At 58.4% G+C, this 13,392-nt stretch carries 12 protein-coding genes; 6 read left to right on the top strand and 6 right to left on the bottom strand.

Annotation, left to right across the window (positions count from 1 at the left end):
- Window positions 1-48 precede the first annotated feature (48 nt).
- A complete protein-coding gene (locus PQU98_RS16035) occupies window positions 49-1,305 on the top strand; it encodes an MFS transporter (RefSeq protein ID WP_272745974.1) in 1,257 nt (418 codons plus the stop codon).
- On the opposite strand, the gene dgcA is transcribed toward PQU98_RS16035, so the two are convergent.
- The 4 genes from dgcA to gloB all read right to left on the bottom strand — a co-directional run bounded on the left by dgcA (window position 1,285) and on the right by gloB (window position 7,010).
- Window positions 1,285-2,265, bottom strand: a complete 981-nt coding sequence (dgcA, locus tag PQU98_RS16040) for an N-acetyl-D-Glu racemase DgcA (protein ID WP_272745975.1) — start codon at window positions 2,263-2,265, stop codon at window positions 1,285-1,287. The two genes, PQU98_RS16035 and dgcA, sit on opposite strands and share 21 nt — an antisense overlap.
- 148 nt (window positions 2,266-2,413) lie before the next feature.
- Window positions 2,414-5,314: a tipN gene (locus tag PQU98_RS16045; protein ID WP_272745976.1), complete on the bottom strand. Its 2,901-nt coding sequence runs from the start codon at window positions 5,312-5,314 to the stop codon at window positions 2,414-2,416.
- A gap of 144 nt (window positions 5,315-5,458) precedes the next feature.
- Window positions 5,459-6,049: a hypothetical protein gene (locus PQU98_RS16050; protein ID WP_272745977.1), complete on the bottom strand. Its 591-nt coding sequence runs from the start codon at window positions 6,047-6,049 to the stop codon at window positions 5,459-5,461.
- Between the two features lie 211 nt (window positions 6,050-6,260).
- A complete protein-coding gene (gene gloB, locus PQU98_RS16055) occupies window positions 6,261-7,010 on the bottom strand; it encodes a hydroxyacylglutathione hydrolase (RefSeq protein ID WP_272745978.1) in 750 nt (249 codons plus the stop codon).
- Between the two features lie 173 nt (window positions 7,011-7,183).
- On the opposite strand from gloB, the gene PQU98_RS16060 reads away from it, so the two are divergent.
- From PQU98_RS16060 to PQU98_RS16070, 3 genes are read left to right on the top strand one after another with little or no spacing between them, the layout of a single operon-like run.
- Entirely contained in the window at window positions 7,184-7,930 is a 747-nt protein-coding gene (locus PQU98_RS16060) for a class I SAM-dependent methyltransferase (RefSeq protein ID WP_272745979.1), read from the top strand.
- 45 nt (window positions 7,931-7,975) lie between these two features.
- Window positions 7,976-8,494, top strand: a complete 519-nt coding sequence (locus PQU98_RS16065; protein WP_272745980.1) for a SixA phosphatase family protein — start codon at window positions 7,976-7,978, stop codon at window positions 8,492-8,494.
- Window positions 8,494-9,585, top strand: coding sequence for a quinone-dependent dihydroorotate dehydrogenase (locus tag PQU98_RS16070; RefSeq protein WP_272745981.1), 1,092 nt, complete (start codon window positions 8,494-8,496; stop codon window positions 9,583-9,585). The genes PQU98_RS16065 and PQU98_RS16070 overlap by 1 nt, the downstream gene beginning before the upstream one ends.
- A gap of 167 nt (window positions 9,586-9,752) precedes the next feature.
- Here PQU98_RS16070 and PQU98_RS16075 read toward each other — a convergent pair whose 3' ends face one another.
- Entirely contained in the window at window positions 9,753-10,820 is a 1,068-nt protein-coding gene (locus PQU98_RS16075) for an alpha/beta hydrolase (protein ID WP_272745982.1), read from the bottom strand.
- Window positions 10,821-11,195: 375 nt separating this feature from the next.
- On the opposite strand from PQU98_RS16075, the gene PQU98_RS16080 reads away from it, so the two are divergent.
- Window positions 11,196-11,399 carry a cold-shock protein gene (locus PQU98_RS16080; RefSeq protein WP_189485809.1) on the top strand — a complete coding sequence of 68 codons (204 nt, stop codon included), beginning with the start codon at window positions 11,196-11,198 and terminating at the stop codon, window positions 11,397-11,399.
- 57 nt (window positions 11,400-11,456) lie between these two features.
- Here the strand turns inward: PQU98_RS16080 and gluQRS are convergent, their stop codons facing one another.
- Window positions 11,457-12,287 carry a tRNA glutamyl-Q(34) synthetase GluQRS gene (gene gluQRS, locus PQU98_RS16085; RefSeq protein ID WP_272745983.1) on the bottom strand — a complete coding sequence of 277 codons (831 nt, stop codon included), beginning with the start codon at window positions 12,285-12,287 and terminating at the stop codon, window positions 11,457-11,459.
- 33 nt (window positions 12,288-12,320) lie between these two features.
- Here gluQRS and PQU98_RS16090 point away from each other — a divergent pair, with 33 nt between their 5' ends.
- Entirely contained in the window at window positions 12,321-13,385 is a 1,065-nt protein-coding gene (locus tag PQU98_RS16090) for a glycosyltransferase family 47 protein (protein WP_272745984.1), read from the top strand.
- Window positions 13,386-13,392 lie beyond the last annotated feature (7 nt).

Here is a 13,392-nt window from a genome sequence, read left to right on the forward strand (position 1 = left end):
GACAGTTGCGGTGGAAATAGCTAAGCTTAAGGCCTATCAAAGACTGAAATGTCACGGATCACAATACCTTTTTCCCGCAAACACCCGCATCCGCCGCGCGCCGATCTGTCGACGCGCGCCCGTCAGGCGATGTTTTACACCTTTGTCTATATCGGCACCGGCGCGTCATTGCCCTATATGCCGCTGTGGTTTCAGGCGCAGGGCTTAAGCGGGTCTGAGATCGGGCTCATTCTGGCTGTACCGTTGCTGCTTAGGGCGGCATCGGGGCCGGTGATAGGCGTCTGGGCGGATAATTTTAAGCTGTACCGCACGCCGATGATATGGCTGGCTCTGGCCGGAGCGATCTTTTACGCGTTGATGGCGGCATCACCGGCGTTCGCAGACTATCGATTCTATGGCTTTCTGGTGCTGTGGACGGTGGGCTATACGCTGACGACCTCAGTCAGTCCGCTGATTGACGCCATGACCTTTCAACTGGCCGCGAAGGAGGGCTTTGCCTACACTTTTCCGCGCGCGATCGGCTCGGCGGTGTTTGTGGCGACCAATATCCTGCTGGGCTTTTTGCTGACCCTGATGGCGCCGGATATCATTCTGGTCTGGGTGGTGCTGGCGGGGCTTGGTATTTCGGCGGCGGCGGCGCTTATTCTGCAACCGAAATCGAAGGATGATCTGCCCGATGCCGAGGCCATCGACACCGACCCGCGCGAAAGCGGAGCCGCCCGGCTGAAAACCCTGCTGGCCAATCCGACTTTGGTGTGGGTGGTGGTGGCGATGGGCTGTTTTCAGGCGTCCCACAGTTTCTACTACGGCTTTTCGACTATCATCTGGAAAGGTGAGGGCTATAGCGGCACCATCTGCGGCTATCTGTGGGCTGTGGGGGTGGTGGCCGAAGTGGCCTATATGGGCCTGACGCTCAATTGGCGGCGTAGGGTCGGACCGTGGCGGATGCTGATTTTGGCGGGGGTATTGAGCGTGGCGCGCTGGGGCATTATGGCTCTGTCGCCGCCGTTGTCGGTACTGTGGTTTATTCAGGCGCTGCATGCCTTCAGCTTTGCCGCCATATATCTGGCCGGGCTTGAACTGGTGCAGACCCTGTCGCCGCGTCGTCTGGGCAGCCTGGCCCAAAGTCTCAATGCCGCCTTTACGACCGGCGTAATGATGGGACTTGGGACACTGGCATCCGGAGCCGTCTATGACCGGATCGGATCGGGTGGTTACGCCCTGATGGCCGGGCTATCGGCGGCGGGACTTCTGATCGCGGTCGTCTTGTACCGTATCCAAAGGTCAGCCCCACAACTGAGGTAAGGGTGGCTCCAGCATCGAGCCGACGATCCCCAGCCCATGATCGCGGTCTTTGGCCAGCAGCAGCGGCCCGTCCAGATCGACAAAATCCGCCCCTTGCGCCACGATCATGGCGGGGGCCATAGACAGGGACGTCGCCACCATACAGCCGACCATGACCATCAGGCCTTTGTCGCGGGCGGCCTGATTGAGCTTCAAGGCTTCGGTCAGGCCGCCCGTCTTATCGAGCTTAATGTTCACGCAGTCATAGAGTCGCGCGCACCGGTCAAGATCGGCCGAGGTATGCAGGCTTTCATCGGCACAGAGCGGAACCGGCGATTTATAGCCCCGCAATGCCTCATCGTCCGCGACGGGAAGAGGCTGTTCGATCAGCACCACCCCCAGTTTGTGCAGTTCGGGCGCGATCCGTTGCAGGGTGTCAAAGGTCAGGCCTTCATTGGCATCGACGATCAGGCGGGTTTTAGAGGCATTGGCCCGCACCGCCTCAACGCGATCCAGATCATCCGCACCCCCGATTTTCAGCTTCAGGATCGGTCGCCTCGCATTGGCGGCGGCCTGCGCGCCCATCGCTTCGGGGCTATCAAGGCTTAGGGTATAGGCCGTTTTCAGTGGCGACAGGCTACGCAAACCAGCGGTTTTGAACGCGGGCACATCGCTTTGTTTGGCGCGCAAATCCCACAGGGCGCAATCCAGCGCATTGCGGGCGGCACCCGCCGGCAAAAGGGATTGCAGGGCCTCAACCGTCAGCCCCGTCTCGACCTGCGGGCGGATGGCCTCCAGTTCGGTGAGGGAGGCCTCTATGCTTTCGCCGTAGCGGGCATAGGGCACGCTTTCGCCGCGTCCGATGTGATCGCTGCCATGCAGTTCGACATAGAGCACCTGCGCTTCGGTCTTGGAGCCGCGGGCGATGGTAAACCGGCCCGCGATCGGCCAGCTCTGGGCCTCGATAATAAATTCAATCATGCTGGTATAACTTCACTCTGGCCTATCCATCCTCCTCCCTACGCAGTGGGGAGGTGCCGAGCTTGTCGAGGCGGAGGGGTATCTTTATTCGGCTATACCCCTCCGTCAGCCCTGCGGGCTGCCACCTCCCCACTGCGTAGGGAGGAGGTTAACTTAAATCACTGATCGCCGCATCAAACAGCAGATAGGCCCGGCCGGTATCATTGGCCAGTACCTCCATCAGCGCCGCCTCAGGCTCAGCCGTCAGCAAAGCCACATTGATCTGGCGGTCATAGAATGTCACGAAGTCATTGACCTGTTCACGCAGTTCGGCGTCAGAGCTTAAGCGGCGCGACAGGCGGTGCACCGGATCAGACGCCACGCGCACAATCACCCGGCGGGCCGTGTCATTGTCATCTGTGGCGATGGCGGCGACCGCTTCTTCAAGGCGTGAACGGGTGATGATGGCCTTGGCGTCAATGCCCATGCGCGACACTTCGTTGATCAGCATGTCATCAAGGTTATCAAACTCTTCGGCATCCGGTAGTTCGGGCGTGGCATTGGCCAGAGCTTCCTGCGCTGCCTGATAGGAATAGGGCGGCGGGGCGGCGGGGGCTGTTGGCTCATCATCAACAGGCGCGGGATCCTGACGTAATCCAGATCGGGGTGCAGGCCGGGCCTCATGCGTATTCATGCCGCCCAGAAGATCACGCCACGACCAGCCATCGCTTTGCTTGGCCGCAGGAGTCGGCGCGGGGGGCGGCGCAGCTTCTGGCTTGTCCGGGACATCTTCTTCAAGCGGTGTCAGGCGCAGACGCGGCCGTGCGGCAGATTGCGGGGCGGGTCTCGGCGGCTGTTGAACGGGCAGGGGAGGCGTGGGGGCCTCAAACGGGGTCGACAATATATCGGGCGCAGTATCACGGACGGGCGGCGGTGTGGGCGCAGGTCGAGGGGCGGGACGGGGATCGGGGCGGCTTGGGAACGGATCAAAGGCCTCCGGTGCCGGACGCGGTAGGGGCTGAGGGGCTGTCTGTGACGTGACTGGTTGCGATATTGGCTGTGATGTCACTGGCGGGCGCACCGGCTGGCCATAGGATTTCTTGGCGTCGGTATCGGTCGGGCGCAGAGGCTGGCTGCGCGCATAGGCCGAAGCCGGAGCCGAGGCCAGACTTTGGGCGCCTGAGACCATGCCCATCATGCGCACGGTTTCCTGCAACATTTCATAGTTGCGCTGCACCCGCTCCTGGAATTTCTGATCGACGGCTTCGGTCTCAAGCGCGGCGCGGCGGGCGGACTCGGTCATGGCCAGCAGCCCGTCTTCGACGCTCTGGCGGATTTCCGCAATCCGTTCCTGCGCCACATGGGGCAGTTCATCGGCACGGGCATAGAGCGTGTTCATGGCGCTGGCGACATCGGTAATAGCCGATTTGGCGTGCTGGAAGGTGACATCCAGCCGCTCAGCCGTGCGGTCACCGGCCTCATTGATCAGATCGGCGGAGTTCTCAATAAGGCGGCGGGCGGCGGCAAAGCGGCTGTCAAAGGCCTCATCAGCCTTCTTACCGGCTTCGAACAGGGCCTCATTCAGACGGTCAACGCGTGACTGGGCGGCCCCGGCGGCGACATCGGCGGTACGGCGGGCATCTTCGGCGGCGACATTAAGCGCCTCCAGCGCCTGACGGGTTTCCGCAATCAGTTCATCGCGGGCATCGGCGGCCATGGTCGAAATATTGGCCAGCGTTGAGTGAATGCGCGTCTCATAGGAGGTGCGCTCATTTTCAGCCGCCCCCAGTGTCTGTTGTAAGTGCGCCTGAGCCGACACCACCAGATCGCGCAACACATCGGCCCCGCGTGATGAGGTCTCACCAAGGTCAACGGTGGCCTGACGGGCGATGAGCAGAGCGTCAGCCAGTTGGTTACGCTGGCCTTCGATATGCTGGGCGAAGTCTTCCTGATCGGCGCGCAGAGACAGGGCGGCTGATACCAGCCCGGCGCGCTGCTGCGACAGGCCTTCCTCGACCGTGCGAATCTGATCGACTACGCCGTTACCCGCTGTTTCAAGCCGCAGGGTCTGACGGCTCAGGTCATCCGATATCGCGCTGGCGGTGGCCTGAGCATCGGCGGCGACACTGGCAAGGTCAGCCGCACGGGCGGCCAAGGTCGCTTCGGCCTCACGAAGCTGGGTCTGGGCGAGGTCTGAGGCGTCGGCGACCATACGCGCCTGACGATCGACGGTGTCGATCACCCCTTGCGCCTGAGCGTCCAGAACCTGAGTCATCTTATAGATCGCATCACGCTCCCCCCCTAAAGCGGTGGTAATAGTGCGGGTCGCCCCTTGGGCGGTCATGGAGGCTTCGTTGATGCGGTCGGTTTCTGACTTCATCTGGTTAGACAGGGTAGTCAGGTCGCGGTGCGCCATCTGAACCGCCCGCACCGTCTGATCGACCTGATGACGCAGATTTTCCACCAGCTTGCTGGCGCTGTTGGCGGCTGAGGCCGCAGGGCCGACCATCGAGTCGGCAAGGTCCGAGGCCCGGCGGGACTCTCTGGCCAGAATCGCGGCCTGACGCAGCAGAAAGGCTGATGCGAACACCATGCCGGCGGGGAAAAGTCCCATAAATACAAGGATGATCGCCTTGAGCGGTGCGGTGACAAAGGCATCCAGTTCACGCTCGGCCCCCAGCGCAAATGCCGCTAAACCTAACGCCCATAACAAACTGACGAAGGTAGCCCCCACCCAGTACGGCCCGGAATTGACCGTCAGATTTTGTGAGCGCGCAGGCGTTTCATCCAGCGGTCGCAAGGCCGGTGCCCGCGACCGGCTGGCCAGTGTTTTTTCGGAGGTTTTATCGGGTTTTGCCGCGACCGGCGGACTGGCTTGCGGGGGCGGGGTCGGGATGAGAAGGTCTTCGAGGCCGTCGTCCGGACGCGATTCCTCTTTATGGGCCCCGACAAGGGGCGCCTCAGTCACGTCGTCAGGTTCTGCCAGCGTGTGCGTCCCAGACTTATGTGTCGTAGGCTCATCAGCGTGCGGAACGGTCAGATTAAGTGGCGGACGATTTCTGAATTTCATAAACGGCACCTTTTGAGCCATGCCCGCAATAGTGTCAGGCTGGCTTCTCCCATAAGGCGAAACGCTATCCTCAACCGGCGCGTATGGTAAAGGGGTTTATAAGATTTTTTGTAAATTATTAGTGTATGGAGCCACGGTTAAGCCTCACAGGCTTAAGGATATTCCGGGATTTACCTGCGCGGTAAGGGCGGGGGCTCTGAATACCTCCGGTGCCGTGCAGATTTCGGGTCCATCCGCGATCGATGCGCTGACCATCACCTCAATATGACTGGCGACCGCCGCATTCAGCGCCGCCTGTTCGCTCTGAGTCAGTCCGCTGATTGTTTTGCCGTCAGATTGAAACGACAGGTGTGAGCGGATGTCGGCCTCAGATACCGCCTTACGGGTTGCCTGAAGCATCGCGTCAAAGGCCCGCATCTCGGCTTCATGCGCACGCATCTGCGCCTCATGTGCCGCCGCTGCCGCCATATGCTCAGCCTCAATGGCAGCCATCTCAGCGCTGTTATCAAATCGCGGTGGCTCGGGCGGTTGCGGGGCTGACACGGGCGTCATAGCCGGTTGCGCGGGGGCGGCGGACGGTGCCGACCGGGCGGGTGCATCCTGAGGGGCAGAGGCTTCGGGAACAGATGACGGAGTTGCACGTGATGTCGGCATTTCCGAGGCGCCAAAATGGGCGAAGGCCGCCGCAATCAGGGCGGCGACAAAGGAAATAACGATGTCAAAAAACGATGACATGGGATCTGCGCGATGAAAAAGGGTTAAGACTTTCAGGCCAGCGAAACAGCCAGAATCGTTATCATAATATACGCAGGATACTAAAAGGCTTTATGCTCTATTTTCGTCATGGTTGCAATCGAAACCGTGGCGCGAAGCTAACCTAACGGCATAAATATGGCGTGATTAAGGTGTGGCTGCGGCAATTTCGCTACGCATTCTCAAAAAAGCTTTAACGAAACTGATCCTTTTGAAGCCGCAGATCGCCAAAGGCTCTGGCCTGGGCCTCAAACCCGCTTTGCATCAGCGGGAATTTCAGGAACGGATTGGTGGCGCGTTCATCTGACAACCGTGACGGCACCGTCGGCAGGCCGCGGGCCCTCAAATCGTGCAACTGTTCGGCGCGTGGCTTGAGGGCTTCATGCGATCCAACGCTTTGGGCAAACCTGAGGTTATCAAGGGCATATTCATGGGCGCTGTAGATCAGGGTGTCTTCGGGCAGGGTCATCAGGCGCGTCAGGCTCATCCACATGTCCGCCGGTGTGCCTTCCCGCAGCCGTCCGCAGCCCAGCACAAACAGGCAGTCACCGACAAAGGCGACTTTGAGGTCGCGGTTGATATAGCCAATCTGTCCGGCCGTATGCCCGCTCAAGTCCATGATCTCAAAACGCGTTTCCCCCAGATAAACCTCATCACCGGGGTTTATAAGCTGATCGAGCGGGGCTATGCGGGTCACTTCCTGCGGCCCGATAATGGTGCAGCCGAAACGGTCTTTCAGGGCCTGATTGCCGTTCGTGTGATCGGGATGCCAGTGGGTATTGAAAATGTAGTCAAGCCGTCCCCAGCCCAGACTCTCTACGGAACCCGCAATCACCTCCGCGTCGGGCGTATCTATGGTCGCGACCTGTCCGCTGCGTTCATCACGTACCAGAAAGGCGTAATTGTCCTGAAGGCAGGGGAAGACACGAATATCAAGGGCCATGTCTTAATATGTAAGGATGGCCATTGGCATTGTCAAAGAATGGCCCAAAGAATGGCCCAAAGAATGGCCCAAAGAATGGCCATGTGTAATGGTGGGGGCGGTTGTATGTTGGCGGTATTTCCTGCTAACATATTCCCCTGAAAAGAATATTCCTATGAGGATTTGCGTAACCCGTGCGCCGTTCGGTCGAAGAGCTAAACCGGTTTTATACCACGCCCGAAGGGATGATGGCTCGCCAGATGGTCAGCGATAAGCTGATTGAGGCGTGGGATGATGTGACCGGTCTGGATGTGCTGGGTTTGGGGTATGCGACACCGTATCTGGCCCCCCTTGCCAAGGCTCGCAGGGTGCTGGCGGCCATGCCGGCGGCGCAGGGGGCGGAAATCTGGCCCGAAGATCTGCGGGTCAGGTCTGTGCTGGTCGATGAGCAGGCCCTGCCGTTCTCTGGCGGCCTGTTCGACCGGATACTGCTGATCCACGCCCTTGAGGAAGCCCAAAACCCTGAGCGACTGTTGCTTGAGGCGTCGCGCCTGTTATCGCCCAATGGCCGTCTGATCATTGCCGTGGCGGCGCGCGGTGGATTCTGGGCCCATGCCGAAAAAACACCATTTGGTCATGGCTTGCCCTATAGCCGGATGCAGCTTGAAACCGCCATCCGTGATGCCGAGCTTGAACCGTTGGCCTGGTCTTATGCGCTTTATACCCCGCCGTGGCGGGCCCTGACGCGCTGGGCTAAGACGATCGAAATGATCGTGCCGAACATCCTTCCGATGAATGGCGGGCTGATCCTGATGGAGGCCGGCCGGCGGCCGTTTGTGGCCCTGACCCAGAAAGCCACTGACAAATCGATCTTAAGCGATATCCGCGATGTGTTGGGCGCTAAGCCCGTACCGACGGCGCGTGAGGCCGAAAAAGTCTGATTTTTTAGCTTTTACAGCCGCAGATTTTGGGCCATACCACCTGTCATGAAACATCTGATCATCATGCGCCACGGTAAGGCGGAAAAAGACGCCGACAGCGGCGAAGACTTTGATCGCGATCTGGCTCCGCGGGGTTTGCGTGAAGCGGCGGCGGTGGCGCTGGCTCTCAAAGATTACGGGCTAAAGCCTGATTTTGCACTGGTGTCGTCGGCCCACCGCACGCTGCAGACCTATCAGCAGGTGGCCGCCGTATTTGGCGGGATTGAGGCCGAGATCAGTGACGCGCTTTATAATGCCGATTCCAACAAACTGCGTCAGTTTATTGAAGCTCATGAGGATCGCGGTCAGTGCCTGCTGATCATTGCCCATAATCCGGGCGTGCAGTATCTGGTGGCGGAATATCTCTATGAAGGGGCGGCGGGGCCAGAGGTCACGGACCGCATCCGCAGCAGTTACCCGACCGCGACCGCGACCGTATTCGAAGTCGATGTGGCCGGGCGTCCGACCTATGACGGCCTTTATAAACCTAAAGACCTGATCGGTGCCGATGAGGAACCGGCCTGATGGATTTTTTTAAACCCGTTGTCAGGGCCCTGCATGGCCTGGATGGCGAAGATGCCCATATTGCGACCCTGCACCTGCTGAAACTGGGCAGCCTGACCGGCATCGGGCCGTCTTCGGATTATAATCCGCCGGAACTGAGCGTGACCATTCCCTATGAGGGCGGGGCGCTTAAGCTCGGCAATTGCGTCGGGCTGGCCGCGGGTTTCGATAAAAACGCTGACGTGCCTCTGGCCATGATCCGCGCCGGTTTTGGCTTTGTGGAATGCGGCACGGTGACGCCTCTGCCGCAGGCCGGAAACCCCCGGCCGCGCCTGTTTCGCCTCAAGGAAGATGAAGCTGTCATCAACCGCATGGGCTTTAACAATAAGGGGCTTGAGGTGTTTTCCGGCCACCTGAGCCGCTATGCCGGACGGCCAAACCATGCCGTGATCGGGGCCAATATCGGCGCCAATAAGGACGCGGCTGATCGCATGGCTGATTATGTGACGGGACTAAAAACCCTGTGGGGCCTGAGTTCCTATTTTACGGTCAACATATCCTCGCCCAACACGCCGGGCTTGCGGGCTTTGCAGGGACGCGGGCATCTGGATGAGTTGTTGGCGCGTATCTCTGAGGCGCGCCATGATCTGAAAAGCGTTACGGGTAATAACTATCCGGTCTTTCTTAAGATCGCGCCGGATCTGGATGAAGCTGAAATCGTCGATACGGTCGAAAGCACCATCGATCATAAACTGGATGGTCTGATTATCTCCAACACGACGCTTGAACGGCCGGACACGCTGAAATCGGTGCACGCGGCGGAAAGTGGCGGCCTGTCGGGGGAGCCGCTGTTTGATCTGTCAACCAAGGCTCTGCGGGTGGCGTACAACGCATCGGGTGGCAAGCTGCTGCTGATCGGGGCGGGCGGCATCAATTCGGGTGAGCGGGCCTATGCCAAGATCCGGGCCGGGGCCTCGCTGGTGCAGCTTTATTCGGCACTGGTCTATGAAGGGCCGGGCCTGATCGACCTCATCAAGCGTGATCTGGTCAAGCGGTTGAAAGCGGATGGTTTCACCCATATTTTACAGGCGGTAGGCTCCGCAAAAACCTGAAAAGATATGCAGAGCCTCCCTCTCTCCGCGTGCGGGGAGAGGGTAGGGTGAGGGGCCTGCCAGCGGATCAAACGCGCTGCATATGGGTTTGCCCCTCATCCGGCCTGTCTCAAGTGACAGCCCACCTTCTCCCCGTCAAACAGGGAGAAGGATTAGGGCGTTAATCTTTAAGCCAGCAGCTTCAGCCAGTTCTGCGCAATATCTAAGGCGGCGCTGCGGGCCTCATCGACGACATCGGTAAACAGCGGAAATCCGTGTGGCAGGGTGTCGTAACGACGATAAATGACCTTGGTGCGGGTCTCCATCAGACGGCGTGTCCACGCCTCGGCCTGATGGGCGATGGGATCAAGGCCACCGGCCACGATCAGGGCCTTGGGTTGCCCTACCACCACAGTTTCTCTCAACGGTGATATCTGCGGGGCGGTAAGATCGATGCCGGCGCCGCCGTAGTGATCAATCATTGCGGCGATATCTGCCGCCGACACCGGCCAGCTTTTCGCATAGGCCGAGGCGGCCATCATATCATCCGCCAGATCAAGCAAGGGTGAAATCAACAGTTGAGCGACCGGCAGGGGCTTGAACTCACGCTTGAGGTCAAGGCATAGCCGCGTCGCCAGGGACGCGCCAATCGATTGTCCACCCACCGCGACCGCACCCGTCATCACCCCCAAGGATGCCGCATTGGCCACCGCCCAGTCATAGGCCGCCTGAGCATCCTCTAACGCGGCTGGAAAGCGGTGTTCGGGCGCCAGCCGGTAGTCGGGTAAATAGACCGGGCTTTTGGTTTCTGTTGCCAGTACTGTGGCAAAGCTTTTTGACAACTCAGCCCCGCCTAACACCCCGCCGCCGTCATGAAAAAAGACAATCAACGGTGCATCGGGGGCTATGGTCAGCGGGCGTATAAGCAATCCACGAATGGGGGCGGACAGATGGCCGTTGTCGCCCAACCCCGTTTGCCCCACAGGCTCAATGCGCACGCGCCCATCAAGAGGTGCTGTCAAATGGGCCGCGGTTTCACACCAGTCTTCGCGGGCCGCTTCCAGCGATATCCCGCTCACAGACAGTGGTGTCTGGCTTTGACGCCCCAGATAGGTGCGCGCCAGAAACTGAATCTGCGCATCCAGCGTTCGCCCTTCGACATGCACAACCCCGCCACCTGCCAGAAAGCGCAGAACGGCGGGCGGCAGCGATAAAACCCGTTTCAGAAACAGTCGTCTAAGGTGGGAGGCGCGCATTGAACAGGTCTCAGAAGAGGGCGGATGGTCCGGCAGATCCTCATCCCTACCGTATCGAGCGGAAGGGTATAAGGGGTATCAGGGGAATTTTTAACGCCAAATGACCGAAAATAACTTCGTTATATTGAATCTCACGGGTTTTTTATGAGCGCAGCACGCATTTTACCGTGTTTTTATTTGACCGCCTAAAAAACCGCTGTCTTAATATGCGCACAATTCGTTAGTCTGGCTGCCGATACCAAGGGCTCCGGTGATATGTTCCTTTTCAAAGGCGTGTCTCCAGATCTCAAACTAACTGCTACCGAGATATGCGATTGTCTACGGGAAGTGCGCTTCCCACCTCGATAACAGCTCGTTTTAGATAAGGAGAGCATCATGGCTGAAGGTACAGTCAAGTGGTTTAACTCAACGAAAGGCTTCGGCTTCATTCAACCGTCAAACGGCGGTTCGGATGTGTTCGTGCACATTTCGGCCGTTCAGCGCGCCGGCCTGCAAGGTCTGGCTGATGGCCAAAAGATCGCTTATGAGCTGCAATCCGAGCGTGGCAAGACGGCGGCGGTTGATCTGAAGCTGCTGTAAGCAGAGTCGATCTATAGTTTTGGAAAACGCGGGCTCCAGACCGGGGCCTGCGTTTTTTTATGCTTTGGCCGTCCCCACAATTAGGGCTTTAATGTCTGCCGGACTCATCCCGCCTGAGCGCAGGTCGCGAATGGATTTCGAGCCCTTGCGCTTGGCCAGGCGCTGACCGGTATCATCAAGTAACAGGGCATGGTGATGATACTGCGGGGTTGGCAATCCCAGCAGGGCCTGTAGCAAAACCTGAGTGTGAGTAGCCTCAAGCAGATCATGGCCGCGGTGGATATGGGTGATCCCCTGACGGGCATCATCGACCACGACCGCCAGATGATAGGCGATGCCGACATCCTTGCGCGCCAGCACGACATCGCCATTGATAAACGGATCGGCAATTTGCCAGCCATGCTCACCTTTCGGGCCGTGGCCCTGTTCTTCAAACCCTAGCTCATCCCAACGCGACCCCAGATAGTCGCGGGCCTCCGTCACGGCCAGCCGCCATGCCGGTTCACGGTCCAACGGCGTATCGGCAGGCGGCAGGACAGGTGTGTCCTGAGGCGCGCTTAAGGCCTCCAGCATCAGTTCCTTGCGCGTTTTATAACACGGGTAAACCAGCCCCATGCCTTTCAGGCGTTCCAGCGCCGCCTGATAATCGGCCATGTGTTCGCTCTGGCGCAAAACCGGCTCTGGCCAGTCAATCCCCAGCCAGCGCAGGTCATCATAGATCGCCTGCTCATATTCGGAACGACAGCGGGTGTGGTCGATATCTTCTATGCGCAGGATGAATGTGCCGGTGTGGAATTTGGCGGCGTCATAGGCGTTAAGTGCACTAAACGCATGGCCGGGATGCAGATATCCGGTGGGCGAGGGGGCAAAGCGGGTAATATAGTGCAATTTAGAATCAACCTTCGGTTTGAAAGCCTGTCAATGAATTCGCGTAATCGTTATGTCGTGCTTGATGTGTCTCATGAGGAGGTCGATATATTCAATCCCCGAAAATACGGGTGGGGGCGCGATTTTTATCTGGACGTATTCCGCCACATTGAGGTGGAGGGGAAGCTTCAAGGCCTTACGGTATATATATCCTACAGCACTCCCAAAGCTCTGCCGCGTTATGGCAGGGATGTCGTTCTGGTCATCACCGGCGATGAGCATTATCAGCACTACGCCTATTTCAAAGATGTTGGATATGTTTTTCGCAGCTATGGCCAATGGCCGGTTTATCTTGACGGATTGCCCTGTGGGCGGCAATCCGTGGCCGCCCTTAAACAATATTTCTATAAGATGGTGTTGTGCGTAAAAATGCGTTTAGTCGCCCTTAAAGGGGCTGGCTTAAAAGGGCTGAATGCGGGCGATGAGCGGACATTGCAAGTGCCGCTGGGTTTATTTCAGGCGTTTGACCCTAAAGTTAAGTCCATCTCTGAACGTCAGATCAACTATGGATTCATGGGCAGCGTGTCTGATGAAACCTATAGAGGCGGTTTGCTTCATCGGCTTCAGAATGATTCCAAAACCTTATCCCGGCGACGTATGATGGACATGCTCGAAACAATGCCCGACGCATTTAAAGGCCATACACACACGACCGCCAGTTTCCAAAGCAGCGTTGATAATCACCATGACTATGCTTCCGTCATGGCGGACACTAAAATCGCGCTGGTGCCGCGTGGCTCGTGTTATGAAACCTATCGCTTTTATGAGGCATGCAAAGCTGGATGCGTCATAATATGTGAGCCTTTGCCGGACACTTGGTTTTATAGGAATCACCCGGGAATTGTCATTAGGGATTGGTCTGAGGTGCCGCAACTCATTGCGCGCTTGCTGGCCAGCGAGAAGGAGATGCAGACCAGATCTCAAGCGGCACTTAGCTACTGGAAAACACAGGTTAGTGAGAGAGCGACGGCCACGGTAGTTGGTGATTTTCTTATGTCCTGTGTTTCGGATGGTCAGGGTTCTAAAAACTCCAAACAGCCGCAAGCTGCTGTCGCATAAAATTCAC

The sequence above is a fragment of the Asticcacaulis machinosus genome, assembly GCF_028550435.1.
Lineage (GTDB): Bacteria > Pseudomonadota > Alphaproteobacteria > Caulobacterales > Caulobacteraceae > Asticcacaulis > Asticcacaulis machinosus.

Coding starts and splice junctions, on each gene's coding strand:
- PQU98_RS16035 (WP_272745974.1), top strand. CDS start 49: ATGTCACGGATCACAATACCTTTTTCCCGCAAACACCCGCATCCGCCG.
- dgcA (WP_272745975.1), bottom strand. CDS start 2,265: ATGATTGAATTTATTATCGAGGCCCAGAGCTGGCCGATCGCGGGCCGG.
- PQU98_RS16045 (WP_272745976.1), bottom strand. CDS start 5,314: ATGAAATTCAGAAATCGTCCGCCACTTAATCTGACCGTTCCGCACGCT.
- PQU98_RS16050 (WP_272745977.1), bottom strand. CDS start 6,049: ATGTCATCGTTTTTTGACATCGTTATTTCCTTTGTCGCCGCCCTGATT.
- gloB (WP_272745978.1), bottom strand. CDS start 7,010: ATGGCCCTTGATATTCGTGTCTTCCCCTGCCTTCAGGACAATTACGCC.
- PQU98_RS16065 (WP_272745980.1), top strand. CDS start 7,976: ATGAAACATCTGATCATCATGCGCCACGGTAAGGCGGAAAAAGACGCC.
- PQU98_RS16070 (WP_272745981.1), top strand. CDS start 8,494: ATGGATTTTTTTAAACCCGTTGTCAGGGCCCTGCATGGCCTGGATGGC.
- PQU98_RS16075 (WP_272745982.1), bottom strand. CDS start 10,820: ATGCGCGCCTCCCACCTTAGACGACTGTTTCTGAAACGGGTTTTATCG.
- PQU98_RS16080 (WP_189485809.1), top strand. CDS start 11,196: ATGGCTGAAGGTACAGTCAAGTGGTTTAACTCAACGAAAGGCTTCGGC.
- PQU98_RS16090 (WP_272745984.1), top strand. CDS start 12,321: ATGAATTCGCGTAATCGTTATGTCGTGCTTGATGTGTCTCATGAGGAG.